Source organism: Blastococcus sp. SYSU DS0616 (assembly GCF_054051015.1).
Map to the genome: position 1 here is coordinate 22,176 of NZ_JBJHAJ010000031.1, position 26,876 is coordinate 49,051.

The following is a 26,876-nucleotide window of genomic DNA, read 5'->3' on the forward strand; positions in this document are numbered from 1 at the left end:
TCCCCGTCCGGGGAAGCGCGCGCCTCCGGTACGACCATGGGCGGCCGGCAGGCGACCGCCGGCGTCCCTGCGTCGAGGTGGAGCGATCAGCGGGAGCGCGGCTCGTGCGGCGGCGGCTCCTGCGACCCGGCCTCGTGGATCACCTCGTCGAGGTGCCCCTCGGCGTGCGCCGCGACCAGCCGGCTCTTCCCGGGGTAGCGGATCTCCTCCACCAGCTCCTGCATCACCGGCGACGGCTTCGGGGTGAACTGCGAGACGACGATCGTGACCACGAAGTTGATGATCATGCCGATCGTGCCGAAGCCGGTCTCCGGGATGCCGAAGAGCCCCTCGCTGTTGCCGTAGATGTCGATCGTCCACAGCATGTAGGCGACGGTCGTGCCGAGACCCGCCGCGAGCCCTGCCGTGGCGCCCATCGCCGTCGTCTTCTTCCAGAAGATGCCGAGCACCAGGATCGGGAAGAAGCTCGCACACGCCAGGCCGAAGGCGAGCGCCACCACCTGGGCCACGAAGCCGGGCGGGTTGATGCCCAGGTAGCCGGCCACGAGGATGGCCAGCGCCATCGCGATCCGGCCCACGAGCAGCTGGCGGCCCTCCGTGGCGCCCGGGTTGATCCGCTTGTAGTAGACGTCGTTGGCCACCGAGGACGAGATGACCAGCAGCAGCCCGGACGCGGTGGAGAGGGCCGCCGCCAGGGCGCCGGCGGCGACCAGCCCGACCACGGGCGCCGGCAGCCCGGCGATCTCCGGCGACGCGAGCACGATGATGTCGTTGTTGATCACCAGCTCACCGGTCTCGGGCCCGTAGTCGATGACGCCGTTGCCGTTGACGTCGTCGACGGTGATCAGGCCGACGTCGGCCCAGGTGTTGAACCACCCCGGCGTGTCGTCGACGTCGGTGCCGGCGATCTGCTCGATGAAGTTGAGCTTGCTGAACGCGCCCACCGCCGGGGCCGAGGTGTAGAGCAGGGCGATGAAGAACAGTGCCCACAGCGCCGAGTACCGGGCCGCGCGCACGCTCTTGGCCGTGTAGAACCGGACGATCACGTGCGGCAGACCCGCGGTGCCGAACATCAGTGCCGCGGTGATCAGCACCATGTTGAGCATGGTCGTCTGCGTGAACGCCTCGGTGTACGCGGCGAAACCGAGGTCCTGCTGGAGGCCGTCGAGCTCGGACAGGATCTGGCCGAAGCCGATCTGCGGGAACGGGTTGCCGGTGAACTGCGCCGAGATCGCCACCACCGGGATGAGGTAGGCGACGATCAGGACGCTGTACTGGGCGACCTGCGTCCAGGTGATCCCCTTCATGCCGCCGAGCACGGCGTAGAAGAAGACGATCACCATGCCGATGACGACGCCGGCCGTGGTGCCGACCCCGAGGAACCGCTGGAACACGAGGCCGACGCCGGCCATCTGCCCGGCGACATAGACGAACGAGACGACGATCGCCGCGACGACCGCCACGAGGCGGGCGGTCTCGGAGTACCGGTCGCCGACGAAGTCGGGGATCGTGTACTTGCCGAACTTGCGGAGGTAGGGCGCGAGCAGGAGGGCGAGCAGCACGTAGCCGCCGGTCCACCCCATCAGGTACACCGAACCGGCGTAGCCGTTCCCGGCGAACGCGATGATGCCGGCCATCGAGATGAACGACGCCGCGCTCATCCAGTCCGCCGCGATCGCGGCGCCGTTGGCCGGAGCCGGGATGCCGCCGCCGGCGACGTAGAAGCCGGACGTGGTGGACACCCGGCTGGCGTAGGCGATGTAGATGTAGACGCCGAACGTGAGGATGACGAAGACGAGCGTCCACACCTGGATGTCGCTCATGAGTGGTGGACCTCTTCCTCGTACTCGTCGATGCCGAACTCGGCGTCGAGCTTGTCCATCCGCCAGACGTAGACGGCGATGAGCACGACGAAGGTGACGATGGACCCCTGCTGGGCGAACCAGAAGCCGAGCGGGAACCCGAGGATCTCGATGCCGTTCAGCGGCTCGACGAAGACGATCCCCGCGCCGAACGACACCAGTGCCCAGATGACGAGCAGCACGCTCATCAGGCGGAGATTCCTCCGCCAGTACTCCTTGCGCTGCGCAGCGTCCACCCGCTCCTCCAGAGATCCGCTCGTGTGTGCTACATCACATGTGCGCGGAAAGGGAACCAGACCAGCCGAGTGGGGTCAAACAGTGCGACGAAGCTGTGACCTGGACGGACGTGGGGGGCGGCACCGGCGGATGACGGGCTACCGGGACGACGCCGCACCACCTACAGTCCTGCCCTCATGGCGATGAGTGCACAGCAGTCGGGGCGCCGCGGCGGACGCCGGAGCCCCGGGAGCAGGCGCCTGCTCGGCGCCGCCCTGCTGGTCCTCTTCGGGGCCTTCCTCCCCTGGATCGCCACCGCCGCGGGCAACGTCGCGGGAGTGCGGGGCGCCGGCCTGTGGACGATGTACGCGGCGGCGCTCGGCATCGCCGGGGCGATCCTCCGGTCCCCCACCCTCGCCGCCGTGCACGCGGCGGTCCTGGCCGTGGTGGCCATCGCCCTCCCGCTGTGGCAGGTGCTGCGCCTGGCAGGCCTGGTGGGCTTCGCGGGGTGGGCGCCCGGCCCGGGCCTGGTCATGACGCTCGGCGGCGGGGTGCTCGCCGGGACCGCCGCCGTCTCCCTCTTCCGGGCCGGACGGGCCGCTCCCCCGACGAGCTGACCGGTCACCCGGCCGCGGTCCCGGGCCGGACCGCCCGGCCGCCCCGGGCCGGCCGACCCACAACGTTGCGCCGCCCGTAACGCCGCGAACATCCGGCGACGGTGCAATGGCTCATGGTCGCGATCAGCGCTCTGCCGTCGGGATGGTTCGCGGTGGCCCGCGCCGCCGACGTGGGGACCACGCCGGTGCCCGTGGGCGCCGGCGGGCGGGCGTACGTGGTGGTCAGGCTCCAGCCCGGGGGCGAGGTGAGCGCGTTCCCGGCCCGCTGCCCGCACCGGGCCGTGCCGCTCGCGGCGGCCACGGTCTCCGACGGCCGGCTGGAGTGCCCGCGCCACGGCTGGCGGTTCGACGCCGACGGCCGGTGCGTGGCCGTCCCCTCCCTCGGACCGGCCGGCGTCCCGCCGCCGCGCGCGGACCTGCCGGTGCCCTGGGCGGTGGAGGAGCGGCACGGCTGGATCTGGCTGGCCCCCGACCGCACCGCGCTCCCACTGCCGCCTCGCCCTGCCGGGCCGCCCACGCCCGAGCCGGTACCCCCCGCCCCGGCTCCGCAGGGGCCGCTGTTCGGCAACCTCGACCCGTCACTCGCCGCGGCCTGGCACCCGGTGGCCCTGTCCGGGGAGCTGCGGCCCGGTGGCTGGCTGCAGGTCCGGCTGCTCGGCCGCACGTGGACGCTGCGGCGGGACGGCGACGGGCTGCGCGCCGATCCGCCCGCCGCCGGGGTCCGCGAGCGGCGGGGGGTGGTCGAGCTCGCCCCGTGCACGCCGGACGACGTCCCGTTGGACGTGCCGGAGCACGCCGACCGGCGCTTCCTGAGCCGCTGGCTGGCACCCCGGCGCACCGCGGCCCCCGCGGCCGTCGTCGCCGACCTGCTGCTCGACGTCGCCCGGCTGCCGTTCGTGCACGGGGCCACGTCCGCGGCCGCCGACCACCCGGAGGTGCCGCCGTACGAGGTGGTCAGGGAGCCCGGTGGCTTCTGCTCCGTGCAGGAGCAGTGGTGCGACGACCCGCTGGACCCCGAGGTCGCCCTGGGCGGGCGGCCGCTGCGGCAGCGGCGCCGGGTCACCTACGCGTACCGGGCACCGTTCGCCCTCCGGGTGCGCCGCGACCAGCTCGACTCCGGCGCGACGACGACGGTCGTCACCCTGCTGCAGCCGGAGGACGCCGACTCCACGCGGGTGTTCACCCGGCTGCTGCACTCCGCCGGGTCGGGGCAGCCCCTGCCCTCCCGCGCACTGCTCGCCGAGCACGTCGCGGCCGAGCAACGGTCGCTCGACACCGACCTGGCGCTGCTGGCCGGCACCGAGCTCCCCGGCCTGCCGCTGGACCGCCGCGACGAGCTGCACCTCCCCGCCGACCGCCTCGGGCTCGCCCTGCGCGACGCGCTCTGCGACCTCCGGTCGGCCGGGCGCGCCTCCGCGGCCGCCTGACGCCGCTCACTCCGCGGGCAGCCACTCCCCGCACCGGGGGCAGGCGGTCGGCGGGTCCTCGTCCGCCAGACCGCCGCAGGCCGGGCACACCCGGCGCAGCCAGCAGGCCGGGTCGCCGCCGTCGTCGCCGGCCGCGCGCCGGCCCTCGTCGTCGTCCACACGCTTCCCCAATGCGACAACTCTGTTGCGGTCCACACACCGGTGCGGTGCCGGCGGGCGGCCGGGGTAGCCCCGGACGGTCAACCACCGTCCCGGAAGGACCAGCATGACCCGCCGCACGCGCACGCACCCGTTCGCCGCCCTGCTCCTCGGGGCCACCCTGCCCCTGGCCGCCTGCGGCGGGGTCGCCGACGAGGAGGAGTCGGCCAACCCGATGGAGGAGTTCGGCACGGAGGTCGACGGCGGCAACGCCGGGCCGGACGAGTCCGTCACCGAGGACATCACCCTCGCCGATGTCCAGCTGCCCTACCCCGACGACGGCGTCTACAGCGCCGGCGAGGACGCCCCGCTGACCTTCACCGTCACGAACACGTCCGCCGACCCGGTGACCCTGGAGCAGATCACCGGCGAGGACTTCGCCGAGGCGCGGATCAGCGGCGAGGAGGGGAACGCCACGCTGGAGGTGCCCGGCAACGACAACCTCTACGTCGGCGCACCCGATGCGCCCTCGGTGATGCTCGTCGAGCTCGAGCAGGACCTGCGCTCCTCCCAGTCCATCCCGGTCACCTTCAGCTTCGGTGACGGCGAGGAGGTCACCATCGAGGCGGTGGTGGCTGCGTCGAGCGACGACGTCCCCGAGTCCGACGAGGACCCGACCGGGGAGAGCTGATCCGCCTGCCGGACGACGCGCAGATCATCCCGGGGGGCGATGAAGCGGGCGCTCGGGCTCCCTAGGCTCCCGGTCATGGAGCGGTCGGCCGTCGTCGAGCGTCCGGCCGCCTGGCTGCGGACCCGGACGTTCGCCGTCGACGCCGTGCTCGCGGCCTGCGTCGGCGTCGTCACCGTGGCGCTGCCCGCCCTCGCCGGGAGCTACTGGCCCGCCGAGACGGGTGCATTCGTGCTCGGGGTGCTCCTGGTCGCCCCGCTGGCGTGGCGCCGGGTCGCCCCGGTGCCCGCGGCCGCGGTCGTCATCGCGGCCGGACTCCTGGAGCTCGTCGTCACCGACGACTTCCTGGCGGCCAACGTCGCGGCGCTGGTGATGGTCTACTCCCTGGCCGCCTACGCCCCGCGCTGGGCCGGGCGGGCCGGCCTGGCCATCGGACTGGTCGGTGCGGTCCTCGCCTCGGCCCGGTACTTCTCGGTCGGCTACTCGCTGGTCGACCTCGACGCCACGCTGGTCACCGCCGGGGCGATCGTCGTCTCCGTCGTGGCGGCCTGGGCGCTGGGTGACCTGCGGCGGGCGCGCGTCCAGCGGCTGGCCGCGCTCGAGGAGCGGGCGCAGCTGCTCGAGCTGGAGCGCGACCAGGAGATGCGGCTGGCCGCCACCGCCGAGCGCGCCCGCATCGCGCGGGAGATGCACGACGTCGTCGCCCACTCCCTGTCGGTCGTCATCGCGCAGGCCGACGGCGGCCGCTACGCCGGGAAGACCGATCCGCAGGCGGCCACCGACGCGCTGGAGGCGATCGCCACCACCGGCCGGCAAGCGCTCACCGACATGCGGGCGCTGCTCGGGGTGCTCCGGGACGGCGGCGGGGAAGAGTACGCCCCGCAGCCCGACGTCGCCGCGATCCCGGCCCTGGTCGAGGACGTGCGGGCCAGCGGCCTGGACGTCGACCTCATCGTGGAAGGGACGCCGCAGCCGATGCCCGCCGGACCGCAGCTGGCCGCCTACCGGATCGTGCAGGAGTCGCTCACCAACGTGCTCAAGCACGCCGGCCCCGCCGGTCGCGCCTGGGTGCGGCTGCAGTGGCGGCCCGACGCGCTGGAGCTCTCGGTGCTCGACGACGGCCGGGGGGCCTCGGCCGCGGTGGGCACCTCCGACGGCCAGGGGCAGGGGCTGCGCGGCATGCGCGAGCGCGCCCAACTGCACGGCGGGCGCCTGGATGCCGGGCCCCGGCACGGTGGCGGGTTCGGCGTGCACGCGGCGCTGCCCTACCGTGCGTCCCGATGAGCGCGATCCGGGTGGTCCTCGTGGACGACCAGCAGATGGTGCGGGCCGGGTTCCGCATGGTCATCGAGTCCCAGCCCGACCTCACCGTGGTCGGGGAGGCCGGGGACGGCGCGGCGGCGGTCGAGCTGCTGACCCGCACCCGCGCCGACGTCGTCCTCATGGACATCCGCATGCCGGGCACCGACGGGATCGAGGGCACCCGGCAGGTCACCGCGCTGCCCGAGCCGCCGCGGGTCGTCGTCCTCACGACGTTCGACCTCGACGAGTACGTGGTGGCCGCGATCGGGGCCGGGGCCAGCGGCTTCCTGCTCAAGGACGCCGCTCCCGAGGAGATGCTCGACGCCATCCGCACCGTGCACGCCGGTGACTCGGTGATCGCGGCGAGCTCCACCCGCCGGCTGCTGCAGCACGTCGCCCCGATGCTGCGCGGCGGCGGGACCGCGGCGCCCACCGGTGGCGACGACGCCGCGCTGGCCGAGCTCACCCCTCGCGAGCGCGAGGTGCTGGAGCAGATGGCCTACGGCGCGACCAACAGCGAGATCGCCGCGCACTTCTTCGTCAGCGAGGCGACGGTGAAGACGCACGTCGGCCGGGTGCTGGCCAAGACGGGGTCGCGCGACCGGGTGCAGGCCGTCGTCCTGGCCTACCGCTCCGGGCTGGTCGCCCCCGCGGACCTGCTCCGCAACGCCTGAGCCAGCGTCGACCGGCTCGCACCTGGCCGGCTGGCACCAGCCGGCCGGGCAACACTCCAGGTGCTCTGCCTCTGAGTGCCCCTGCACTCAGAGGCAGGGCGTGCCGAGGGGAACCACCTGCCAGGGACGGGAGGCCCGGCAGCGGCCGCGTCCACCCGCGGTATGACGGCCGGTCCACCCGGGGGACCACCGCGGGGTCGCGGTAGACCGGCCCCTGCTCCGACGCGGGGAGAGGCCCCCGGGCGGCAGCGTGATCACCGTCGATGATCACCGTTCCCGGAGGCCCGAAGTGCCAGTCCCCGTCATGACCGTCCCCGGCGAGCCGCCGGCGTCCCTCGCTGCCGCGGCCGTCCGCGCCACCGGCCTGCGCAAGACCTACGGCGACGGGGAGACCGCGGTCCACGCGCTCGCCGGCGTCGACGTCGCCTTCGCCCGCGGGGAGTTGACCGCGATCATGGGCCCGTCCGGCTCGGGCAAGTCCACGCTGATGCACTGCCTGGCAGGGCTGGACGCCGCCACCGAGGGGCAGGTCTGGCTCGGCGACACCGAGCTGACCAGCCTGCACGACGACGAACTGACCGCACTGCGCCGCTCGCGGATCGGCTTCGTCTTCCAGGCGTTCAACCTGCTCCCGGTGCTGCCCGCCCGCGAGAACATCGTGCTGCCGATGCAGCTGGCCGGCCAGCGCCCCGACCCGGTGTGGTTCGACGACGTCGTCGCCCGGCTCGGCCTGCGAGAACGGCTCGGGCACCGGCCGCACGAGCTCTCCGGCGGCCAGCAGCAGCGGGTGGCGATCGCCCGCGCCCTGCTCCCCCGCCCGGACGTCGTCTTCGCCGACGAGCCGACGGGCAACCTCGACTCCCGCAGCGGCGCGGAGGTGCTCGGGCTGCTCCGCTCCAGCGTCAAGGAGACCGGGCAGACCGTCGTCATGGTCACCCACGACCCGTCCGCGGCCGCCTACGCCGACCGCGTGGTCCTGCTGGCCGACGGGCGGCTGGCCGGCGAGCTGCTGCACCCCACCGCCGAGTCGGTGCTCGACGCCCTGCGCGGACTGGGTGCCTGACATGCGCAGCGTCACCCTCGCCACCGCCCGGGCGCACGCCGCCCGGCTGATCGCCTCCACCCTCGCGATCGTCATCGCCGTCGGCTTCGTCGTGGCCACCCTGGTGCTCAACGAGACCTCCCGCGCCACCGTGCTGGAGGCCGCGGGCGCCCCCTACGTCGGAACGGACGCGGTCGTCCTCTCCGAGGACGGCACCGCCCTCGACGACGAGCTGGACCGCATCGCCGCCCTGGACGGCGTCGCCGCGGTCGACGCCACCTGGAGGACCGGCGTCCAGGCCTTGCTGCCCGGCCGCACGGGCGCCCAGTACCTGCTCGCCGAATCGGTCGCCGACGCCCCCGCCCTGCGCTGGCAGTCGATGGCCGACGGCGAGCTGCCCGACGCGCCCGGCGAGATCGCGGTCAGCGAGCGCACCGGCGCCGCCGTCGGCGACACGATCGACGTCACCTACTTCGCGCCGGACGGCGCCGAGCGGGAGGCCGCCGTCACGGTCACCGGCGTGGTGGACCTGGGCGGCGACCCCACGGCCGGCATCTACGGCCGCATCTGGGGCACCACCGACCAGCTGCGCGGCTGGGGTGCGGTGGACCCGACGGAGCTGCGGGTGACCGGGGCCGACGGCGTGCCGGCTCCGGAGGTGGTGCAGCAGGTCGGCGCCGCGCTCGCCGACCGGCAGGTCGTGGTGCGCACCGGCACCGAGCAGGCCGAGCACGCCGCCGCCGCGCTCACCGGCGACACGATGGCGCTCACCGCGGTGCTCCTGGTCTTCGCCACGGTCGCGGTGCTGGTCGCAGGCCTCGTCATCGCCAACACGTTCGCCGTCCTGCTGGCCCAGCGCACCCGCGAGCTCGCGCTGCTGCGCTGCGTGGGCGCCACCGCCCGCCAGGTCCGCCGCAGCGTCCTCGGTGAGGCGGTCCTGACCGGGCTGGCCGCCTCGGTCATCGGGGTCCTCGCGGGCATCGGCCTGGCCGCCGGGGTGTCGGCGATCGCCGGGGCCGCCGACTCCCCCGTCCCGCTCTCGGGCCTCTCCGTGCCGCTGGTCGCGGTGGTCGCCGGTCTCGCCGTCGGCACTCTCACCACGCTGCTCGCCGCCCTCGCCCCCGCCCGTGGCGCCACGAAGGTCGCGCCGCTGGCCGCCCTCCGCCCGACCGATCCGGCGCCGCTGCGGTCGCGGGGCGGCGTGCTGCGCCTGGTGCTCGGGCTGCTGCTGGTCGTCCCGGGGGTGCTGCTCATGGGGCTCGGGGTGTACCTCGCCGACGTCCTGATCGCGCTGCCGGGCGGGGCACTGAGCTTCCTCGGCGTCGTCCTGCTCGCCCAGCGAGTCCTGCCGCCGGTCGTGGGGGCCGTCGGCCGGCTGGCCGCCCGGCTGGGCGGCGTCCCGGGTCGGCTCGCCGCCGGCAACGCCACCCGCAACCCCCGGCGGACGGCGGCCACGGCGACGGCGCTGCTCATCGGCGTCACCCTGACCACCGCCATGGTCGTCGGCGCGGCGTCCACCCGGGCCACCGCGCAGGCCGGGCTCGCGGCGCAGTACCCCACCGACGTGATCGTGCAGGGCGGCGAGGCGATGCCGTCGTCGCTGCCCGGGCAGCTCGCCGCGATCGACGGAGTGGTGGCGGCGTCGTCCCTGACCGGGGCGTTCGTCGAAGGGCCCGACGGGGAGACCGGCGTGGCCGGGCTCGACGCCACCACGGCGGCGACGGTCATGCGGTCGACCGGTGACGTGCCGATCCCCGAGGCGGGGGAGGTCGTGCTCCCGTGGTGGACCCAGAAGGGCTGGGACGTCGCCGAGGGTGACGAGGTCACCTTCACCTCGGGTGACCGGACCGCGACGCTGACCGCCCTGTTCGGGGACGTCGAGCTGGCGACCTTCAACGCCGCGGAGCTGGAGCGCCTCGCGCCCGAGGCCGCCGTCGACACCGTGTGGCTGCGGCTCGCCGACGACGCCGACCAGGCCGACGTGATCGACGACGTCACCGACGTGGCGGGCGCGGCGATGCCGTTCGCCTTCGTCACCGGCCTGGCCAGCGAGCGCGCCGCGATCGACTCGGTGCTCGACGTGCTGCTGCTCGTCGTCACCGGCCTGCTGGGGGTGGCGGTGGTCATCGCGCTGATCGGCGTCGGCAACACCCTCGCCCTGTCGGTGGTCGAACGGCGGCAGGAGAACGGGCTGCTGCGCGCGCTCGGGCTGACGCGGGGCCAGCTACGCGGGCTGCTCGCCTGGGAGGCCGCCCTGGTGGCGGGAGTGGCCGCGGTGCTCGGGGTGGTGCTGGGCAGTGCCTACGGGCTGATCGGCGTCGCTTCGGTACTGGGCTCGTACGGCGAGCTGGTGCTGAGCATGCCGTGGCTGCAGGTGGCCGCGATCGTGGCGGTGGCCACGGCGGCCGGGCTGGCGGCCTCGGTGCTGCCGGCCCGCCGGGCGGCCCGGACCTCCCCGGTGGCCGCCATCGCCGGCTGACGCCCGGCCAGATCTGCACACCGGCCCCCTTCCGGGCGGGGAAGGGGGCCGGTGTGCAGATCTCGTCCGGCGGAGGCGTCGCCCGGTTCACAGCGGAGATCGAGCTCCGGCTGGGATGCTGGAGGGCGTGCCGTCCCGCTCACTCCGCCGTACCGCTCTCGCCGCCGCCCTGCTCGCCGGTCCCGTCGGCTGGGTGACCGCCGCCGCCTGGGGGCTGCCGACCGCGCTCGGGGCGCACCGCCGCCGGCTGCGCCGCGTGGTGGCCGGCTCGCCGCAGTTCTTCGACGGCAAGTTCCACAACCGGATGCCGACCCCGGCGCTCGCCCCGGCCAACACCCGCGACGGGCTGCTCCGGCAGTGGCACGAGGAGCGGCACGTCGGGCTGCCGGGCGGGCCGATCCCGCTGGCGCACGCCGACCTCCCGGCCGACGCCGCCGAGCTCGCCGTCACCTGGTTCGGCCACGCCAGCGCGCTGCTGGAGATCGACGGCCGGCGGGTGCTGCTGGACCCGGTGTGGGGCCACCGCGTCTCGCCGTCGCCGATCATCGGGCCGACGCGGCTGCACGAGCCGCCCATGGCCCTCGACGAGCTGCCTCAGGTCGACGCGGTGCTCATCTCCCACGACCACTACGACCACCTCGACCTGCCCACCGTGCGCACGCTGCTGCGCACCCAGCGCGCGCCCTGGGTGGTCCCGCTCGGCATCGGCGAGCACCTGCGCGTGTGGGGGGTGCCCGAGGAGCGGATCGTCGAGCTGGACTGGGACGGCGAGCACCGCATCGGTCCCCTGACGCTCACCTGCACCGAGGCCCGGCACTTCTCGGGGCGCTACTTCCACCGCGACACCACCCTGTGGGCGTCCTGGGCGATCACCGGCCCCCGGCACCGCGTCTTCTTCGGCGGCGACACCGGCTACACCCCGGCCTTCGCCGCCATCGGTGCCCAGCTGGGCCCCTTCGACCTCACCCTGCTGCCGATCGGCGCCTACAACGACGCCTGGCACGCCATCCACATGGACCCGGAGGAGGCCGTGCGAGCGCACGGCGACCTGGGTGGGCGGGTGCTGCTGCCGGTGCACTGGGCCACCTTCAACCTGGCCTTCCACCGGTGGGCCGAGCCGGTGCAGCGGCTGCTGGCTGCGGCCGGCGCGCGCGGTGTCGAGGTCGTCGTCCCGCAGCCCGGGGAGCGCGTCGACGTGCTCGCCCCACCGCCGCTGCGCGACTGGTGGTCCGCGGTGGGCTCGGCTGCCGAATCGGCCGGGCGCCCGGACGACGCGGGCGTCGGCAGCAGCGTTTTCGTGCGCGCGCTGACCCGCCTGCTGTCGCTGCCCGGCTGAACGACGGCGGCGTCCGTGCGGGGCAGGGACCTCCTTCAGCGCAGGAGCTTGCTCATCCGCCGGTCGGCGAGCGGCTTGCCGCCGGTCTGGCAGGTGGGGCAGTACTGCAACGAGGTGTCGGCGAAGCTGACCTCGCGCACGGTGTCCCCGCACACCGGGCACGGCAGCCCGGTGCGGGCGTGCACCTGCAGCCCCGAGCGCTTCTCGCCCTTCATGGTGGCGGCCCGCTGGCCGACCTGGCGGCCCAGCGCCTCGGTCAGCGTCCCCCGCACCGCGTCGAAGAGACGGACCAGTTCGTCGTCGCTCAGCTTGTCGGCCATCTTGAACGGCGACAGCCGGGCGGCGTGCAGGATCTCGTCGGAGTAGGCGTTGCCGATGCCGGCGAGCAGCGTCTGGTCGGTGAGCGCCCCCTTGAGCTGCCCGCTGCGGCCGGCCATCAGGCGGGCGAACGTCTCCCGGTCGACCTCCAGCGCGTCGGGCCCCAGGCGGGCGATCCCGGGCACCTCGGCGGGTGACCGGACGACGTAGACGGCCAGGCCCTTGCGGGTTCCCTGCTCGGTGAGGTCGAAGCCGTTCCCGTCATCGAGGTGCACGCGCAGCGCGAGCGGACCCTTGCCCGGCTTCGGCGGTGCGGTCGGCAGGCCCTCCCGCCAGTGCAGCCAGCCGGCCCGGGCCAGGTGGACGACCAGGTGCAGCCCGCTGACGTCGAGATCGAGGAACTTGCCGTGCCGGGCGGCGCCGGTGATCTCCAGCCCGGCCAGTGAGGACAGCGGCGGGTCGAAGGTCTTGATCGCCTGGACGGCGGCGAGGTCGGCGCGCGCCAGCACGTGGCCGACGGCGTTCTCGCGCAGGAACGCCGTCAGCGCCTCCACCTCGGGCAACTCGGGCACCCGACCATGATCGCGCGGATCCCGGCGTCCCGCCGTCCCCGATCAGGCGGTTCTCCGACGGCGGCGTTGCGGCGGTGCGACGGCCGGATGACGGCCGCGACGACCTGGTGGAGACCCTGTTGCGGCGGCTTCCGAGCTCCCCGCGGGCGAGTAGACCTCCGTCCACAGGCCCGTTCCGCAGGGGCGCGGGCCCGACAGATGGAGGTCATCGTGAGAAGGATCCGACTCGGTTCCCTGGCGGTCCTCGCCGGTGTGATCGCGCTGCTGGTCGGCGTCCTCACCCCGGCGACGGCGGCCGGGGCGACCCGCGCGCCGTACTGCGGGCTGGTGTGGGGGTCGCTGCCGGAGAGCAGCGCGGCGTCCACCGCCGGCCTGACCGTGACCGACGTGCGCGCCGGCCGACACGCCTGCTTCGACCGCCTGGTCGTCGACCTGCGCGGTCCCGCCGCGGCGACCGGCTACTCGGTGCGCTACGTCGACGCGGTGCACCAGGAGGGCTCGGGCACCCCCGTCCCGCTGGCGGGCGGTGCGGCGCTGCAGGTCGTCGTCGACGCCCCCGCCTACGACGCCTCCGGGCGGGCCACCTACCTCCCGCCCAGCCGCGGCGAGGTCGTGGACGTCGACGGCTTCCGCACCGTCGAGCAGGTCGCGTGGGCGGGCTCCTTCGAGGGCCGCACCACGCTCGGCGTCGGCACCCGTGCCCGGCTGCCGTTCCGCACCTTCACCCTGCTCGGCGCCCCCGGGGACGACGACGCGGTGCGCCTCGTGATCGACGTGGCCCACCGCTGGTGACCGTTCCGCACCCGGCCAGATCTGCACACCGGCCCCCATCCGGCCCCGGAACCGGGCCGGTGTGCAGATCTCGCCCGTCTCAGCCCTGGTGGAGCACCTCGACCACCACCCGGTCGGGGTTCTGCAGCCGGTACACGCGGAACGGCCGCTCGGCCGCGGTGCCGACGAAGGTCACCGTCTGCCCCTCGAAGGTGCTGTCCAGGACGACCTCGCGCACGGCCGGGTACCCCGGCGCCAGCCGTCCGGGGCCCGGGTACGGGGCGACGCCGGTGTCCCCGGGCAGCCCGACCCCGGTGACCGCGAGCCGCAGGACCGCCTCCCCCGCGACCTGCACCGGGGAGCCGCTCCCCTCCGACCGCGCCTCGGGCACGTAGCGGGCGTCCCAGCCCGGCAGCCCGGCGCCGTCCACCTCGAGGACGACCCGGTCGAACCCCTCGTGGCGGCCGACCCGGAGGTCGGTCACGGTGACGGCGGCCCCGGGCGACGCCGATGCCGTGTCCGGCCGGGTGTCGGCGACGAAGGGCGGCGCCACGGTGGGCGACGGTTGCGGCCCGGTGACGGTCGGCTGCGCCCCGGTGGTGGGAGGGGCCGGCACGGCCGGCGAGGTGGATTCCGTGGGTGGCGGCGGCGGGCTGAGGAAGACGGCGTAGTCGGCGGGCAGCAACGGCGCGTCGGTGAGCGCACCGGAGGGCAGCGGCGCCTCCACCGGCTCCCCGTCGCTGGTCAGCAGGACGGCCTCGATTCCGGGCAGGCTCGTCGCGGTGAGCACGATCTGCGCCACGGCGCGGCGGCTGGAGGACAGCGGCGCGGTGCCGGAGATGTCGATCGTGGCCGTGGTGCCGTCGATGCCCGCCACCGCCAGCGTCACGCCTGAGGGGAGGGCGGTGGACACCTGCTCGGCCCGCTCGTCCTCGGTCGGGCCGGCGGTCAGCGCGTCCAGCAGGGCGCCCAGCCGCTCGTCGAGCGACCCCGTGCCGGCGTCCCGGGCCCGGGGGACGAGCGACTCGTCGGGGCCGACGAGGTAGGCCCACCCGGTCTGGCCGGGGACGGACGACGGCGCGGCCGACGGCGGGGCAGCCGGTGCGGCGAGCCCGTACGGGACGTCGGACGCCGCGATCGTCGACGGGTCCCCGCCGGTGGGGACGCCGCAGGCCGTTGCCGCGAGGACGGCGCCCAGGGTGCCCGCGGCGCTCACCCGGCGCAGGCGCTTCACGTCCGCGCCGCCGGCAGCGACAGGACGAATCGGGCGCCGCCGCTCGGGCCGGCGGCGCACCACGCCGCGCCCCCGTGCTGGGCCGCCGTCTCGGCCACGATGGCCAACCCGAGCCCGGCCCCGGGCACCGAACCGCGCGCCGAACCGGGGGCCCGGGCGAAGCGCTCGAAGATCCGCTCCCGGTCCAGCGGGGCAACGCCCGGGCCGGCGTCGTCCACCGTCACCACGACCGAACCCTCGCAGCGCCCGACGTCCACGCGCTCCGGCCCGCCCGCGTAGCGGTCTGCGTTGTCCAGCAGGTTCCGCACGGCGCGCTCCAGCCGGTTCTTGTCGCCGAGGACGGTGGTCTCCTCCGGCGCGCCGGCGTCCAGCAGGCCGACGGGCCGGCCGGTCCGCTCCAGCACCTCCCGGACCAGCACCGCCATCGACACCGGGACGGCGTCGGGCAGCTGCCCGGCGCCGTCGTGCCAGGCCAGCTCCAGCAGGTCGTCGAGGGTGACGCGCAGCCGCGCGACCTCGCCCTCCACCAGGGCGAGGGCCTGCTGCGCACGCGGCGGGAGCTCCTGGCGGCGGGTCGCCAGCACCTCGACGCTCGTGGTCAAGCTGGTGAGGGGGCTGCGGAGCTCGTGGCTGACGTCGCCGACGAACCGGGCGTCGCGGGTGATCCGCGCGGCCAGGGCGTCGACCATGCTGTTGAACGCCGCCACGATCCCGACCAGGTCGGGGTCGTCGGTCGCCGGCAGGCGGGTGGAGAGCTCGCCGCCGGCGATGCTCGTCGCGGCCCCGGCGACCTGCTCCAGGGGCAGCACCGCACGCCGGCTGGCCCACATCCCGAACCCGGCGCCGGCCACGGTCGCCGCGACGGCACCGGCACCGAGGACGACGGCCAGCGTGCGCAGCAACGCCTCCAGGTCGTCCAGCGGCGCCACCTCGTAGAACTCCACGCCCGCGCTCACCACGGGCACGGCGACGACGAGCCGCGGCCCCTCGGCGGAGTCCACCCGCAGCGTGCCCGCCGCGCCGGTGGACACCACCTCCTGGAGGGCGGCCGGCACGTCACGACCGCCGACCTCCAGACTGGAGGAGAACCAGTCGTCCTCCCGCCGGACGACGATCTCCGCGTCACCGAACGGGACGAGCTCCCCGAGCACCCGCCCGACGTCGGCACCTGCGCTGGACAGCCGGTTGCGCAGCACCTCGGCGTCGGCGAACGCCTGCTGCGTGAGCGCCTGCTCGCGCTGCTCCACCACGAAGCTGCGCGCCAGCAGCCACGTGGTCGTGACGAGCACCGCGGAGACCAGCAACGTGCTGGCCGCGAAGCCGAGCACGATCCGCCTCCGCAGCCCCCGCCGCCCCGGGACCCTGCTCACCGGCCGCTCACTGCGGGTCCAGGCGGTAGCCCAGCCCCCGGACGGTGACCACGAGCCGGGGAGCACTCGGGTCCCGCTCGACCTTCGTCCGCAGCCGTCGCACGTGCACGTCGACGATCCGCTCGTCCCCGAAGAACCCGTGCTCCCAGACCCGCTCGAGCAGCGCCTGCCGGCTGAAGACCCGCCCCGGCGCGCCGGCCAGCTCGCAGAGCACCCGGTACTCCGTCAGCGTCAGCGGGACCAGCTCGTCACCGCGGTAGACCGTGCCGCTGGCCTCCCGCAGGACCAGCGGGCCCGCCGGGTCGTGGTCGAGGACGACGCCCGCCCGGGCGGCGTCGGCCGGGGAGCCCGCCGGGGCCGTGGCCGTCCGGCGGCGCAGCGCACGCAGCCGGGCGGTGATCTCCTTGATCTGGAAGGGCTTGGTCACGTAGTCGTCGGCGCCCGCCTCGAGCGCCTCGACGATGTCCTGCGTGTCCGCGCGGGCGCTGACGACGACGACAGGCAGGTCGTGGGCGCGGCGGACCTCGCGGATGACGGCCAGGCCGTCCATCGACCCGAGCATCAGGTCGACGATCATCATGTCGGGCGCGGCGATGCCCACCATGCCGACGGCGTCCTCCCCGGAGGCGGCCTCGGCGACGTCGTACCCCTCGTCCTCCAGCGCCCACCGCAGCGCGGTGCGGATGGAGTCGTCGTCCTCCACGACCAGGATCCGCAACGACACGCGGACATGCTGCCACCGCGGGCCGGCCACCTCGGACGCGGCGGCCACCGTCATGCGATCGCAATGTCGCGACCCGGGGAATCGCAAACTCCGGTGGAGAAGCTGCTGGGGACCGTGCGGAGACCGACCGCCGAGGAGACCGCCGTGCGCCCTGCCGACCGCGACACCCGTGCCCCCGGTGCCGAGAGCGGCCGCGGTGAGGTCGTCCTGCGGCTGACCGAGGAGATGCTCGCCGACGGCGTCGCCGACATCCGCTGGCTGCTGCACGACGCCCTGCTGGCGGGTGCGCGGCGGGTGGTCGTCGACGTCGGCGAGGTGGAGCACCTGACCAGCCCGGCAGCGGCCAGCCTGCTCACCGCCCACCGGGCATGCCGGGCCCGCGGCGGCAGCGTCGTCGTCCGCGGGGCCAACCGGCGCACCCAGGGCCTGCTGCGCCGGACCGGCCTGTGGCGGGTGCTGGCGCTGGAGAACCTGGACCGCTCCGCCTGAGGCGCGCCCGGGGCCGGGGCCTCCTACGCTCGGCCGGGTGCCGACCGCGCTGCTCTGGTTCCGCCGCGACCTGCGCCTGGGCGACCACCCCGCGCTGCTGGCCGCGCGGGACGCGGCCGGGCCGGACGGCGAGGTCCTCCCGGTGTTCGTGGTCGATGACCGGCTGTGGGGCCCGTCCGGCGAGCCGCGCCGCCGCTTCCTGCTCGACTGCCTCGCCGCGCTGGACGCCGACCTCGGCGGCGCGCTGGTCCTCCGGCACGGCGACCCCGTCCGGGTGCTGCCGGCGCTGGTCCACGAGGTCGGCGCGACGTCGGTGCACGTCAGCGCCGACGCGGGGCCGTACGGGCGGCACCGGGACCAGGCCGTGGAGCGGGCCCTGGGCGATGTCCCGTTCGCGCGCACCGGGTCGCCGTACGCGGTGACGCCCGGCCGGGTCACCAAGGCCGACGGGACGCCGTTCCGCGTGTACTCGCCGTTCGCCCGGGCCTGGCGGGAGCACGGCTGGCGCCCGCCGGCGTCCTCCCCCGACGGCGTCCGCTGGCGCACCGGCGTCCGCTCCGACGACCACCCGCCGGCACCCCACCTCGACGGCGTCGTCCTGCCCCCGGCCGGCGAGGCCGCCGCGCTGGCCGCCTGGGCGCGCTTCCGGGACGAGCGGCTGCTCGGCTACGCCGACGGGCGCAACACCCCGGGCGGCGACGGGACGAGCCGGCTGTCGGCCTACCTCAAGTACGGCTGCCTCCACCCCCGCACGCTGCTGGCCGACCTCGCCGCGGCGGAGCGGACCGAGTCGGTGCGCCGGTACACCGACGAGCTGGCCTGGCGGGAGTTCTACGCCGACGTCCTCTGGCACCGACCGGAGTCGGCCCGGGAGTACCTCAAGCCGGAGCTGCAGGGGATGGGCTACGACAGCGGCCCGGACGCCGAGGAGCTCGTGCGGGCCTGGGAGACCGGCCGCACCGGCTTTCCGATCGTCGACGCCGGCATGCGCCAGCTGCTCGGCGAGGCCTACGTGCACAACCGGGTGCGGATGATCGTCGCCTCGTTCCTGGTCAAGGACCTGCACCAGGAGTGGACGGTGGGCGCCCGCTGGTTCATGCGGCACCTGGTCGACGGCGACCTGGCCAGCAACCAGCACGGCTGGCAGTGGGTCGCCGGCACCGGCACCGACGCCTCGCCCTACTACCGCGTGTTCAACCCGGTCACCCAGGGCAAGAAGTTCGACCCCGACGGCACCTACGTGAAGCGCTGGGTGCCCGAGCTGCATGACCTCGATCCGCGGCACGTGCACGAGCCGTGGACCGCGCCCGGCGGCATCCCGGCCGGCTACCCGGAGCCGGTCGTCGACCACGCGCACGAGCGCCGGGTCGCGCTGGACCGCTACACCCGCGTACGCGGCCGCTGAGGCTCAGCCGACGAGCAGCGAGACCGGGTCCCGCCGGACGACGGTGCGGACGACGAGCGCGACCGCCACCGCGGCCGCGGCGGCGAAGGCAGCGATCACCACCGGGGCCGGCGGGCCGGCGGCCGCGACGGCCACCAGCCCCCAGACGACGGCGAGCGCGAACGGCCCGGCCGCGGTGCGGGCGGCGAGCACCAGGGCGCACGCGATCAGCGCGACCCCGGCCAGCGCTCCGACAGCCCACAGCTGCGCGGTCGTGCCGGACGCCGGGGCGCCGAGCGCGACCCCCGCCTGGCCGGTGTTGACCGCCGCGGCCACGGTGACCCAGCCGAGCAGCAGCCCGGCGACGGCGGCCGGCAGCACCCGCCCCAGGCCCTCGACCGGGAGGTCCTGCAACCGCGCGCAGGCGACCGCGGCGGCCGCCACGATGCAGAACAGGAGCACGACCGGAACCAGCGGCACCGACACCCCGATCAGGGGGAAGGCGATCTCCCACGCGGTGTTGCCCGCGAACGCCGCGGCCAGCGGCCAGCCGGTGCGCCGGTGCAGCTCCCGGCCGCGCTGGGCCGGCAGCGCCTGGTACACCGCCCAGGCCAGCGATCCGGCGAAGATGACACCCCAGATGCTGAAGGCGTAGCCCGCCGGGGTGATCAGCGAACCGGTCTCGTCGCTGACCGCGCCGACGCTGCGGCCGGCGATCGCGCTGCCCACGGGGCTGCCGGCCACCTGCGCGACGGCGGCGGCGATCACCGCCGCCGCCCGGAGCCCGTCCTGCCGGCCTGCCGTCCCGCTCATCCCCCGGCGGTGCCCGGCACCGCCCGTACCCGAAACCTGGCCGACCGCCTCGCCGCCGGACGGTCCGCTCAACCGCGGAGCCGGGGAGCGCTGCGCACCGGGTCGCGGCCGGTGGCGGGCGCGGCGGCCAGCGCACGCGCCCACCCGGCGAGCCCGGCCACGTCCACCCCGTGCGGACGGCGGTCGGCGTACGGACCGAGGGCCGCCGCCCCGCGCTCGAGCAGACTGGTCGCGCCCCGGTCGTTGCCGCGGGCGGCGTGGGTCAGGCCGACGGCGAGCTGGGCCAGCCCTCGCCACAGCTCGCGCTCGTCCTCGGGTGCGGACTTCCAGGCATCCTCCAGCACCTCGTGGGCGTGGAACGGGCGCCCGGCGTCCAGCAGTTCCTGCGCCTCGGCGAGCGCCACCTCCGGCGCCCGGACCACTCCCTCGGGGGCGCGCTCCTCCCCGACGGCGCCGTGCGGCAGCGGCCGCCCGAGCGCATCCCGCGGGCGCGCGTTGCGGGCCCGGCCCTGCTCGTCGCGGTCTCGGTCAGGCACAGGGGCATCCTCCCCGCGCCGCCCGGGGAGCGCCTCGGGAGGTATCGATCCGAATCGCGTCCGAGATTGTTGGAGGCGATCCGCATCCGGCGGCCGGAGCGCAGCGGAAGACCAGGCAGCACGACCCCCTACGAGATGAGGAGCCACCCGTGAGCACCATCCGCACAGTCGGCCGTTCCGCCGGCGTCCTCGGTGCCGTCGGCGCCGTCGTCCTGGTCGCCACCCCGGCCATGGCCGACAACCACACCGCCACGGTCTCGGTCCTGCACGGCGTCCCCGACACCCCGGTGGACGTGTACGCCAACGGCGAGCGGCTGATCGACGACTTCCAGCCGGGCACCCTCACCGACCCGCTGGAGCTGCCCGGCGGCAGCTACGACCTCGCCCTCTACCCGGCCGACGCCGCCGACGACTCCGGCGACCCGATCCTGTCGGCCGACGGCGTGGAGGTCCTGGCCGGCGCCAACGCCACCGTGGTGGCCCACCTGACCGAGGCCGGCGAGCCCGCGCTCACCCCGTTCGTCAACGAGACGGGCTCCGTGCCCGCCGGTCAGGCCCGCGTCACCGTCCGGCACGTCGCCGCGGCGCCCGCCGTGGACGTCCGCGCCGGCGGCCAGCCGGTGATCGAGGGGCTGACCAACCCGAACGAGGAGACCCTCACCGTCCCGGCCGGGACGATCAACGCCGACGTCGTGCTCGCGGGCACCGACACCGTCGCCATCGGCCCCGCCGACCTGACGCTGGCCGAGGGCACCTCGACCGTCGTCTACGCGTGGGGCTCGGAGGACGCCGGCTTCGAGCTCGCCGTCCAGAGCGTCTCCGCCCAGCACTCCGCGCCCAGCGGCGTCCCGGGTGGCACCGCCGGGCTGGCCGACGACTCGGGCCTCCCCCTGCCCGTGGGTGCCGCGGCCGTGGCCGGTCTCGCCCTGGCCGGCGCCGGCGCCCTGCGGCTCGCCCGGTCCTCGCGCTGATCACCGTCACTCCGAGGAGCTGACCGTGCGACCCGCCGCCGCCACCGCCGTGATCGGGCTGGCCCTCGCCGTCGGCGCGCCGACCGCGTGGGCCGTGACCCGGCCGGACGCGGCGGCGGGTCCGCCGGTCCAGCGGGTGCTGGAGCGCCCCGACGCCGCCACCCCGGCGCCGTCCGGGGCCTCCTCGCTCCCCCCGGTGTCCGTCCGCGACGCGGCACCGGCCGCCGTCCCCGCCACACCCCCGCCGCTCCGGCTGGAGCTGCCGGGCCTCGGCGTCACCGCACCGGTCGATCCGGTCGGCGTCGCCGGGGACGGGCAGATGGAACTCCCCGAGGACGTCGACCGGGTGGGCTGGTACCGCCACGGCCCGGCACCCGGTGCGGACGGCAACGCCGTGCTCGCCGGCCACGTCGACGACCGCGAGCAGGGCCCCGGCGCCCTCTTCCCGCTCCGCGACGCCGAGCCCGGCGACGAGCTCACCGTCACCGACGCCGCCGGGCAGACCACCCGCTGGCGCGTCGTCTCCCGGGAGCTCGTGCAGAAGCAGGTGCTGCCGCTCGACACGATCTTCGCCCGCGAGGGGCCGGCCCGGCTGGTGGTCATCACCTGCGGCGGCCCGTTCCTCCCGGAGTACCGCAGCTACCGCGACAACGTCGTCGTGGTCGCGGAACCGGTGGTGGACGGTGCGCCGTGACCGGGCTGCTCGCCCGGACGCGGGCCGACCTCGGTAGCGTCCCGGCCGTGACCTCCCCTCCGGAACCGCCGCCGGATGGCGCCGCGGAGCCGGACGACGCCGAGGTGGGCCGCCGGTTCGCCACCGGTGACGAGCAGGCGCTCGCGCTGGCGTACGAGCGGTGGGCGGGGCAGCTGCACGGCATGGCGGTGCGCGCCTTCGGTCCCGGGCCCGACGCCGAGGACGTCACCCAGCAGACCTTCATCTCCGCCTGGACCGGCCGCGCGCGCTACCGCCCCGACCAGGGCCCCCTCCCCGCCTGGCTGGTGGGCATCTGCCGTCACAAGATCGCCGACGCCTGGGCCCGGCGGGACAGGATGCGTCGCGAGGCCGAGGCCGCCGTGTCGGAGGCGCAGGCCGCACCGGCCGGCGGGACGACCCCGCCCGTGGACAGCGTCGTGAGCGACCGGCTGCTGGTGCTCGAGGAGCTCGATCGCCTGGGCCAACCGCAGCGCGGCATCATCGAGCTCGCCTTCTTCGCCGACCTCACCCACGCCCAGATCGCCGAGCGCACCGGCATCCCGCTCGGCACGGTGAAATCCCACATCCGCCGCACGCTCGAACGCCTGAGGACACGATTGGAGGTGGACGGTGCCACACTGCCAGCCTGAGCAGCTCGCCCTCGCGGCGCTGCACGAACCGCTGCCGGCCGACGACGCCGCCCACCTGTCCGCGTGCGCCCGGTGCCGCGACGAGGTCGCCGGCCTGCAGCGGGCCGTCGACGCCGTCGCCGTCCCCGAGCTCGCCGAGCCCGGCCCTCCCGTGGCGCCACCGGCCTCCGTGTGGGCGGGGATCGCCGCGGCCACCGGGGTGTCGTCGACGCCCCGCCCGGCCGCCGCCGCACCGACCGCCACCGCGCCCGCGGCCACCGGCGCCGCCGGGGCCACCGCCGCGACGCCGCCCGTGGCACCTGCGCCGCCGGCGCGCGGCGGCGAGGTGCTGCCCTTCCGCCGCCGCCGGCCGCTGCTCCTCGCCGTGGCCGCCGCGGTCGCCGGTGCCGTCGTGGGGGCCGGAGCGGTCGCGCTGCTGCGCGGTGGGGACGGCGTCGAGCCGATCACCGCCGTGGCCCTCGAACCGCTCGGCGACGAGCCGGCCGCCGGGCAGGCGGAGGTCGTCCTCCGCTCCGACGGGTCCCGGGCCATGCGGGTCGAGCTCGACGCGCCGGAAGTCGAGGACGGCTACTACGAGATCTGGCTGATCGAACCCGGGATCGTCGACATGGTGCCGCTGGGCGTCCTGCGCCCCGGGGCGCAGACCTTCGAGCTGCCGGCGGGGCTGGACCTCGGGGAGTTCCCGATCGTCGACGTCTCGGTGGAGCCGCTCGACGGCGACCCGGCGCACTCGGGGGTCTCCGTGGCCCGGGGTGTGCTCGAGAGCTGAGCGACGCCTAGCGTGCTGCAGGTGACCGCCGCGCACACCCCCCTGCCGTTCGACGACCTCGGTGCGCACTGGCGCACGGTGCGTCCCCGGCCGGCGGGCCGGCACCTCGACAGCGCGGCGTCCAGCCGGCAGAGCCACCGGGCGCTGGAGGCCGCGGCGCACCACGCCCGGCACGAGGCCGAGCTGGGCGGCTACGTCGCGGAGGCGACCGCTGACGACCTGCTGCAGCAAGGGCGCTCGGTCATCGGCGGCCTGGCCGGCATGGCCGCCGCCGACGTGGCCTTCGTCGAGTCCGCCCAGGCCGCGCTGGTCACCCTGCTCGGCGGCTGGCGGCTACCCGCGGGCTCGCGGGTCGCCTGCCTGCCCGGCGAGTACGCCCCGAACGTCGCCCAGCTGCGCGCCGCCGGCCTGCGCCCGGAGCCGCTGCCGGTCGACGGCCTCGGGCGGGCCGACGTCGACGGCGTGGAGCAGCTCCTGGCCACCGACCCGCCCCGGTTCGTGCATCTCACCCACATCGGCAGCCACCGCGGGATCGTGCAGCCGGCGCGCGAGATCGCGGCACTGTGCCGCGCGGCCGGCGTCCCCCTGGTGCTCGACGCCGCGCAGTCCCTGGGGCACGTCGACGTCGACCTCGGCGCGGACGTCGTCTACGGGACCTCGCGGAAGTGGCTGGCCGGGCCCCGTGGCGTGGGCGTGCTGATCGTCGGCCCGTCGATCGCCGCCGAGCTGGTACCGGTGCTGGCCGAGCCGGAGGGGGTCCCGCCGATGCGCGCCTTCGAGTCGGGGGAGGCCCACGTGGCCGGCCGGATCGGCCTGGTGGTGGCCGTCGGGGAGCACCTCGCCGCGGGGCCCGAGCGCGTCCGCGCCCGGCTGGCCGGGCTCGGCCGGGCCACCCGGGAACTGCTCGACGGCGTCGCCGGCTGGCGGGTGGTGGAGCCGCTGGAGGAGCCGACGGCCATCACCACGCTGCGGCCCCCGGACGGTGTCGACGTCGTCACCACCCGCACCCGACTGCTCACCGAGCACGGCATCGTGCTGACCGCGGCCGGCAGGGAGCGGGCCCCGGGGGAGATGACCGGGCCGGTCCTGCGGGTCTCCCCCCACCTGGACGCCACCGCGGAGGACCTGGCGGCCCTCGCCGCCGCCCTCTGAGCGGACAGCCCCGCACCCCCGTCCAGCACGACGTCTCGCCCCGTAGCCGGCGGCGAGCGGGCTCGGCCCCGCGCACCTGGGCCCGACGCGGGCCCGGCGTCGGGACCAGCCGCCCGGCGGCGCCCCGCGGCGGGGGCTTGTGCCCGCGTGGCAGTGGTCCTATGGTTCATTACATGAGTAGTGAACCCAGGGACCATCCCGGCCCTGGTGACGCCGGGGCCGCGTCGTGAACGAGGACGCCGGCCCGATCTTCCGGCAGGTGGCCGCCGAGATCGAGAACGCGATCGTCGACGGCTCGCTGCCCGAGGAGAGCCAGGCGCCGTCCTCCAACGAACTGGCCGCCTTCCACCGCATCAACCCCGCGACCGCCGCCAAGGGCCTGAACCAGCTGGTCACCGACGGGGTCCTCTACAAGAGACGAGGAGTCGGGATGTTCGTCGCCACCGGCGCCCGCGAACAGGTCCTCAAGCGTCGGCGCAGCGAGTTCGCCGACCAGTACGTCCGCCCCCTGATGACCGAGGCCCAGAAGCTCGGCATCCCCGCCCACGAGCTCACCGACATGATCGATCGCTGGGAGGACCCGCGATGACCGCCGTCGCCACCGTCTCCGACGTCACGATGCGCTTTCCCGGGCACACCGCCCTCAGCGGCGTGTCGACGGTGCTGGAACGTGACGCCATCACCGGGCTGCTGGGCCGCAACGGCGCCGGAAAGACGACCCTCATGCAACTGCTGACCGGCCACCGCGTCCCGACCAGCGGGCGGATCGAGGTCTTCGGGGCCCGGCCGTTCGAGAACGACGACGTCCTGCGCCGGATCTGCTTCATCAAGGAGGGCCAGCGCTACCCCGACCACTTCCGGGTCAAGGACGCGCTCGACTCCGCGGCGTTCGTCTTCGCCGACTGGGACGCCGACCTCGCCGCCTCACTGCTGCGCGACTTCGACCTGCCCGCCAAGCGCCCGATCAAGAAGCTCTCGCGCGGCATGAACTCCGCCGTCGGCATCATCGTCGGACTGGCCTCCCGGGCGCCGCTCACCCTCTTCGACGAGCCGTACCTGGGACTGGACGCCGTCGCGCGTCAGCTGTTCTACGACCGACTGCTCGCCGACTACGCCGAGCACCCACGCACGATCGTCCTCTCCACGCACCTGATCGAGGAGATCGCCGCGCTGCTCGAGCGGGTCATCCTGATCGACCGGGGCAGGGTGCTGCTCGACGCCGACGCGGAGTCGCTGCGCGGCACGGCGCTCACGGTCACCGGACCCCGGGAGCGGGTCGCCGCGTTCAGCGGTCGGCACGAGCTGCTGCACACCGAGTCCCTCGGCAGCACCAGCCGGGCCGTCGTGCGGCTGCGCGACGGCGCCGACGGCGACGACGCGACGGCGGCCGGCTTGTCCTGGGAGGCCACCAGCCTCCAGCAGCTCGTCGTCGCCATGAGCCTGCACACCGCGGCCGGCGACCCGGCCGCACCGGTCCACCTCGAGGAGGTCTCCCGATGACCCGCGTGCTGCAGGCCGCTCGCCTGCACCTGGTCCACCCGCTGGTGGCTCTCGGCATCCCCTGGCTGGTCGTGTCGATCAGCTTCGCCATCAACCTCGCCGTCTGGCATCTCACCCCGGCCAGCGAGGAGAGCGGCATCACCGGCGGCATCCTGGCCTTCTACTTCACCGTGCTGGTCGTCTACGTGCAGGCGGTGACGCAGGTGCTGCCGTTCGCGATGGGGATCAGCCTCAGCCGCCAAGCCTTCTACCTCGGGACCGCGCTCGTCGCGCTGGTGCAGGCGGTCGGCTACGGGATCGCGCTCTCCGCGCTGGTGAGCATCGAGAACGCCACGAACGGCTGGGGCGCCGGGATGGACTTCTGGGCCCCGGGCGTCTTCGAGGTCGGCAACCCGGTGCTCCAGGTGTTCGCCTCGGGGGCCCCGCTGCTCGCCTTCATGTTCGTCGGCGTCGGCATGGGTGTGGTGCACCAGCGCTGGGGCCAGATGGGCACCTGGGGACTGATCCTCGGCTCCATCGTGGTGCTGGGTGGCCTCACCGTGCTGATCACCTGGCTCGACACCTGGGGGAGCATCGGGGTGTGGTTCACCGACCAGTCGACGGTGACGCTGACGGTCGCCCTGCCCCTGGCCTTCGCGGCGGTGGCGGCGCTCGTCTCCTTCCCCGGCATCCGGCGGGTGGTGCCGTAGCTCCGGGCCCCTCCGCCTGCACCGCGGCCCCCGTTCCGTCATGTGACGGTTCGGGGGCCGCTCCCATTCCCCAGCGTGGTGATCCGCCCGTCGCGGTGTCGCGCGCCGGAGCGCCCGACCGGGAGTGCGTGCCGCATCCGACGACTGCGCCGGCGCATGCGCACGAGGCACCTCCATCGGCACCGGACCGCCTCACGCAGCCGCCCCGCCCCGTGTCCGACGCGCCGCTCCGCCGACCGCGCGTGAGCGGGCACCGTCCGATGCCGACCGAGCTGGGGGAACGACGAAGGGGCCCCAGCACGAATGCTGGGGCCCCTTCGGGAATGGTTGTCCGGCGGCGTCCTACTCTCCCACCCCGTCTCCAGGGCAGTACCATCGGCGCTGAGAGGCTTAGCTTCCGGGTTCGGAATGTTGCCGGGCGTTTCCCTCTCGCCATGGCCGCCGTAACTCTGTGAACTT

Annotated in this window: 28 protein-coding genes and 1 rRNA gene; 19 read left to right on the forward strand and 10 right to left on the reverse strand. The window is 75.3% G+C overall.

What is annotated here, in order from left to right; translation table 11 throughout:
* Window positions 1-86: 86 nt before the first annotated feature.
* Both ACI79K_RS18285 and ACI79K_RS18290 read right to left on the reverse strand, forming a co-directional pair.
* Window positions 87-1,823 (reverse strand): sodium:solute symporter family protein, encoded by a 1,737-nt coding sequence (locus tag ACI79K_RS18285; RefSeq protein ID WP_456590248.1) that lies wholly within the window; start codon window positions 1,821-1,823, stop codon window positions 87-89.
* Window positions 1,820-2,098, reverse strand: a complete 279-nt coding sequence (locus tag ACI79K_RS18290) for a DUF4212 domain-containing protein (protein ID WP_456590247.1) — start codon at window positions 2,096-2,098, stop codon at window positions 1,820-1,822. The genes ACI79K_RS18285 and ACI79K_RS18290 overlap by 4 nt, the downstream gene beginning before the upstream one ends.
* Window positions 2,099-2,281: 183 nt before the next feature.
* On the opposite strand from ACI79K_RS18290, the gene ACI79K_RS18295 reads away from it, so the two are divergent.
* The gene (locus tag ACI79K_RS18295; RefSeq protein WP_456590246.1) at window positions 2,282-2,695 is read left to right on the forward strand and encodes a hypothetical protein; all 414 of its coding nucleotides are present in this window, start codon (window positions 2,282-2,284) and stop codon (window positions 2,693-2,695) included.
* Between the two features lie 113 nt (window positions 2,696-2,808).
* On the forward strand, window positions 2,809-4,122 hold the full coding sequence (locus ACI79K_RS18300) for a Rieske 2Fe-2S domain-containing protein (protein ID WP_456600420.1): 1,314 nt from the start codon (window positions 2,809-2,811) through the stop codon (window positions 4,120-4,122).
* 6 nt (window positions 4,123-4,128) lie between these two features.
* Here the strand turns inward: ACI79K_RS18300 and ACI79K_RS18305 are convergent, their stop codons facing one another.
* The gene (locus ACI79K_RS18305; RefSeq protein ID WP_456590244.1) at window positions 4,129-4,293 is read right to left on the reverse strand and encodes a hypothetical protein; all 165 of its coding nucleotides are present in this window, start codon (window positions 4,291-4,293) and stop codon (window positions 4,129-4,131) included.
* A gap of 94 nt (window positions 4,294-4,387) precedes the next feature.
* Here ACI79K_RS18305 and ACI79K_RS18310 point away from each other — a divergent pair, with 94 nt between their 5' ends.
* The 6 genes from ACI79K_RS18310 to ACI79K_RS18335 all read left to right on the forward strand — a co-directional run bounded on the left by ACI79K_RS18310 (window position 4,388) and on the right by ACI79K_RS18335 (window position 11,781).
* Window positions 4,388-4,951 carry a hypothetical protein gene (locus tag ACI79K_RS18310; RefSeq protein ID WP_456590243.1) on the forward strand — a complete coding sequence of 188 codons (564 nt, stop codon included), beginning with the start codon at window positions 4,388-4,390 and terminating at the stop codon, window positions 4,949-4,951.
* A gap of 75 nt (window positions 4,952-5,026) precedes the next feature.
* Window positions 5,027-6,232 (forward strand): sensor histidine kinase, encoded by a 1,206-nt coding sequence (locus ACI79K_RS18315; RefSeq protein WP_456600421.1) that lies wholly within the window; start codon window positions 5,027-5,029, stop codon window positions 6,230-6,232.
* Entirely contained in the window at window positions 6,229-6,924 is a 696-nt protein-coding gene (locus ACI79K_RS18320; RefSeq protein ID WP_456590241.1) for a response regulator, read from the forward strand. Before ACI79K_RS18315 ends, ACI79K_RS18320 begins: the two co-directional genes overlap by 4 nt.
* A 289-nt stretch (window positions 6,925-7,213) precedes the next feature.
* Window positions 7,214-7,987, forward strand: a complete 774-nt coding sequence (locus tag ACI79K_RS18325) for an ABC transporter ATP-binding protein (RefSeq protein WP_456590240.1) — start codon at window positions 7,214-7,216, stop codon at window positions 7,985-7,987.
* 1 nt (window position 7,988) lies between these two features.
* Window positions 7,989-10,445 carry an ABC transporter permease gene (locus ACI79K_RS18330; RefSeq protein ID WP_456600422.1) on the forward strand — a complete coding sequence of 819 codons (2,457 nt, stop codon included), beginning with the start codon at window positions 7,989-7,991 and terminating at the stop codon, window positions 10,443-10,445.
* Window positions 10,446-10,572: 127 nt separating this feature from the next.
* A complete protein-coding gene (locus ACI79K_RS18335; RefSeq protein ID WP_456600423.1) occupies window positions 10,573-11,781 on the forward strand; it encodes an MBL fold metallo-hydrolase in 1,209 nt (402 codons plus the stop codon).
* A 35-nt stretch (window positions 11,782-11,816) separates the two neighbouring features.
* Here ACI79K_RS18335 and ACI79K_RS18340 read toward each other — a convergent pair whose 3' ends face one another.
* Entirely contained in the window at window positions 11,817-12,671 is an 855-nt protein-coding gene (locus ACI79K_RS18340; protein ID WP_456600424.1) for an Fpg/Nei family DNA glycosylase, read from the reverse strand.
* 210 nt (window positions 12,672-12,881) lie between these two features.
* Between ACI79K_RS18340 and ACI79K_RS18345 the strand changes: the two genes are divergently transcribed.
* Entirely contained in the window at window positions 12,882-13,463 is a 582-nt protein-coding gene (locus ACI79K_RS18345) for an AMIN-like domain-containing (lipo)protein (protein ID WP_456590236.1), read from the forward strand.
* A gap of 79 nt (window positions 13,464-13,542) precedes the next feature.
* Here the strand turns inward: ACI79K_RS18345 and ACI79K_RS18350 are convergent, their stop codons facing one another.
* Genes ACI79K_RS18350 through ACI79K_RS18360 form a run of 3 tightly spaced genes read right to left on the reverse strand, consistent with a single transcriptional unit; the run spans window position 13,543 to window position 16,770 of the window.
* On the reverse strand, window positions 13,543-14,676 hold the full coding sequence (locus ACI79K_RS18350; protein WP_456600425.1) for a GerMN domain-containing protein: 1,134 nt from the start codon (window positions 14,674-14,676) through the stop codon (window positions 13,543-13,545).
* Entirely contained in the window at window positions 14,673-16,046 is a 1,374-nt protein-coding gene (locus ACI79K_RS18355; RefSeq protein ID WP_456600426.1) for a sensor histidine kinase, read from the reverse strand. Before ACI79K_RS18355 ends, ACI79K_RS18350 begins: the two co-directional genes overlap by 4 nt.
* Before the next feature lie 7 nt (window positions 16,047-16,053).
* Window positions 16,054-16,770, reverse strand: coding sequence for a response regulator (locus ACI79K_RS18360; protein ID WP_456590233.1), 717 nt, complete (start codon window positions 16,768-16,770; stop codon window positions 16,054-16,056).
* A gap of 144 nt (window positions 16,771-16,914) precedes the next feature.
* On the opposite strand from ACI79K_RS18360, the gene ACI79K_RS18365 reads away from it, so the two are divergent.
* Together ACI79K_RS18365 and ACI79K_RS18370 are read left to right on the forward strand one after the other, a co-directional pair.
* Entirely contained in the window at window positions 16,915-17,259 is a 345-nt protein-coding gene (locus ACI79K_RS18365) for an STAS domain-containing protein (RefSeq protein WP_456600427.1), read from the forward strand.
* A 37-nt stretch (window positions 17,260-17,296) separates the two neighbouring features.
* Complete coding sequence (locus tag ACI79K_RS18370) at window positions 17,297-18,664, forward strand: cryptochrome/photolyase family protein (RefSeq protein ID WP_456600428.1); 1,368 nt, start codon at window positions 17,297-17,299, stop codon at window positions 18,662-18,664.
* Between the two features lie 3 nt (window positions 18,665-18,667).
* On the opposite strand, the gene ACI79K_RS18375 is transcribed toward ACI79K_RS18370, so the two are convergent.
* Both ACI79K_RS18375 and ACI79K_RS18380 read right to left on the reverse strand, forming a co-directional pair.
* The gene (locus tag ACI79K_RS18375) at window positions 18,668-19,456 is read right to left on the reverse strand and encodes a hypothetical protein (protein WP_456600429.1); all 789 of its coding nucleotides are present in this window, start codon (window positions 19,454-19,456) and stop codon (window positions 18,668-18,670) included.
* Window positions 19,457-19,524: 68 nt separating this feature from the next.
* Window positions 19,525-19,992: a DUF309 domain-containing protein gene (locus tag ACI79K_RS18380; RefSeq protein ID WP_456590229.1), complete on the reverse strand. Its 468-nt coding sequence runs from the start codon at window positions 19,990-19,992 to the stop codon at window positions 19,525-19,527.
* Window positions 19,993-20,141: 149 nt separating this feature from the next.
* Between ACI79K_RS18380 and ACI79K_RS18385 the strand changes: the two genes are divergently transcribed.
* The 8 genes from ACI79K_RS18385 to ACI79K_RS18420 all read left to right on the forward strand — a co-directional run bounded on the left by ACI79K_RS18385 (window position 20,142) and on the right by ACI79K_RS18420 (window position 26,417).
* Entirely contained in the window at window positions 20,142-20,963 is an 822-nt protein-coding gene (locus ACI79K_RS18385; RefSeq protein ID WP_456600430.1) for a DUF4397 domain-containing protein, read from the forward strand.
* Window positions 20,964-20,988: 25 nt separating this feature from the next.
* Window positions 20,989-21,657, forward strand: coding sequence for a class F sortase (locus tag ACI79K_RS18390; RefSeq protein WP_456600431.1), 669 nt, complete (start codon window positions 20,989-20,991; stop codon window positions 21,655-21,657).
* A 47-nt stretch (window positions 21,658-21,704) separates the two neighbouring features.
* Window positions 21,705-22,307: an RNA polymerase sigma factor gene (locus ACI79K_RS18395; RefSeq protein ID WP_456600432.1), complete on the forward strand. Its 603-nt coding sequence runs from the start codon at window positions 21,705-21,707 to the stop codon at window positions 22,305-22,307.
* Window positions 22,288-23,076, forward strand: coding sequence for an anti-sigma factor domain-containing protein (locus ACI79K_RS18400; RefSeq protein ID WP_456600433.1), 789 nt, complete (start codon window positions 22,288-22,290; stop codon window positions 23,074-23,076). The genes ACI79K_RS18395 and ACI79K_RS18400 overlap by 20 nt, the downstream gene beginning before the upstream one ends.
* Before the next feature lie 21 nt (window positions 23,077-23,097).
* Complete coding sequence (egtE, locus tag ACI79K_RS18405) at window positions 23,098-24,228, forward strand: ergothioneine biosynthesis PLP-dependent enzyme EgtE (protein ID WP_456600434.1); 1,131 nt, start codon at window positions 23,098-23,100, stop codon at window positions 24,226-24,228.
* Window positions 24,229-24,454: 226 nt separating this feature from the next.
* Window positions 24,455-24,817 carry a GntR family transcriptional regulator gene (locus ACI79K_RS18410; RefSeq protein ID WP_456590223.1) on the forward strand — a complete coding sequence of 121 codons (363 nt, stop codon included), beginning with the start codon at window positions 24,455-24,457 and terminating at the stop codon, window positions 24,815-24,817.
* Window positions 24,814-25,728: an ABC transporter ATP-binding protein gene (locus tag ACI79K_RS18415; RefSeq protein ID WP_456600435.1), complete on the forward strand. Its 915-nt coding sequence runs from the start codon at window positions 24,814-24,816 to the stop codon at window positions 25,726-25,728. Before ACI79K_RS18410 ends, ACI79K_RS18415 begins: the two co-directional genes overlap by 4 nt.
* Window positions 25,725-26,417, forward strand: a complete 693-nt coding sequence (locus ACI79K_RS18420) for a hypothetical protein (RefSeq protein ID WP_456600436.1) — start codon at window positions 25,725-25,727, stop codon at window positions 26,415-26,417. Before ACI79K_RS18415 ends, ACI79K_RS18420 begins: the two co-directional genes overlap by 4 nt.
* A 329-nt stretch (window positions 26,418-26,746) precedes the next feature.
* Here the strand turns inward: ACI79K_RS18420 and rrf are convergent.
* Window positions 26,747-26,863, reverse strand: a 5S ribosomal RNA gene (gene rrf, locus ACI79K_RS18425).
* Between the last annotated feature and the right edge of the window lie 13 nt (window positions 26,864-26,876).

Coding starts and splice junctions, on each gene's coding strand:
- ACI79K_RS18285 (WP_456590248.1), bottom strand. CDS start 1,823: ATGAGCGACATCCAGGTGTGGACGCTCGTCTTCGTCATCCTCACGTTC.
- ACI79K_RS18295 (WP_456590246.1), top strand. CDS start 2,282: ATGAGTGCACAGCAGTCGGGGCGCCGCGGCGGACGCCGGAGCCCCGGG.
- ACI79K_RS18300 (WP_456600420.1), top strand. CDS start 2,809: ATGGTCGCGATCAGCGCTCTGCCGTCGGGATGGTTCGCGGTGGCCCGC.
- ACI79K_RS18310 (WP_456590243.1), top strand. CDS start 4,388: ATGACCCGCCGCACGCGCACGCACCCGTTCGCCGCCCTGCTCCTCGGG.
- ACI79K_RS18315 (WP_456600421.1), top strand. CDS start 5,027: ATGGAGCGGTCGGCCGTCGTCGAGCGTCCGGCCGCCTGGCTGCGGACC.
- ACI79K_RS18320 (WP_456590241.1), top strand. CDS start 6,229: ATGAGCGCGATCCGGGTGGTCCTCGTGGACGACCAGCAGATGGTGCGG.
- ACI79K_RS18330 (WP_456600422.1), top strand. CDS start 7,989: ATGCGCAGCGTCACCCTCGCCACCGCCCGGGCGCACGCCGCCCGGCTG.
- ACI79K_RS18375 (WP_456600429.1), bottom strand. CDS start 19,456: ATGAGCGGGACGGCAGGCCGGCAGGACGGGCTCCGGGCGGCGGCGGTG.
- ACI79K_RS18415 (WP_456600435.1), top strand. CDS start 24,814: ATGACCGCCGTCGCCACCGTCTCCGACGTCACGATGCGCTTTCCCGGG.
- ACI79K_RS18420 (WP_456600436.1), top strand. CDS start 25,725: ATGACCCGCGTGCTGCAGGCCGCTCGCCTGCACCTGGTCCACCCGCTG.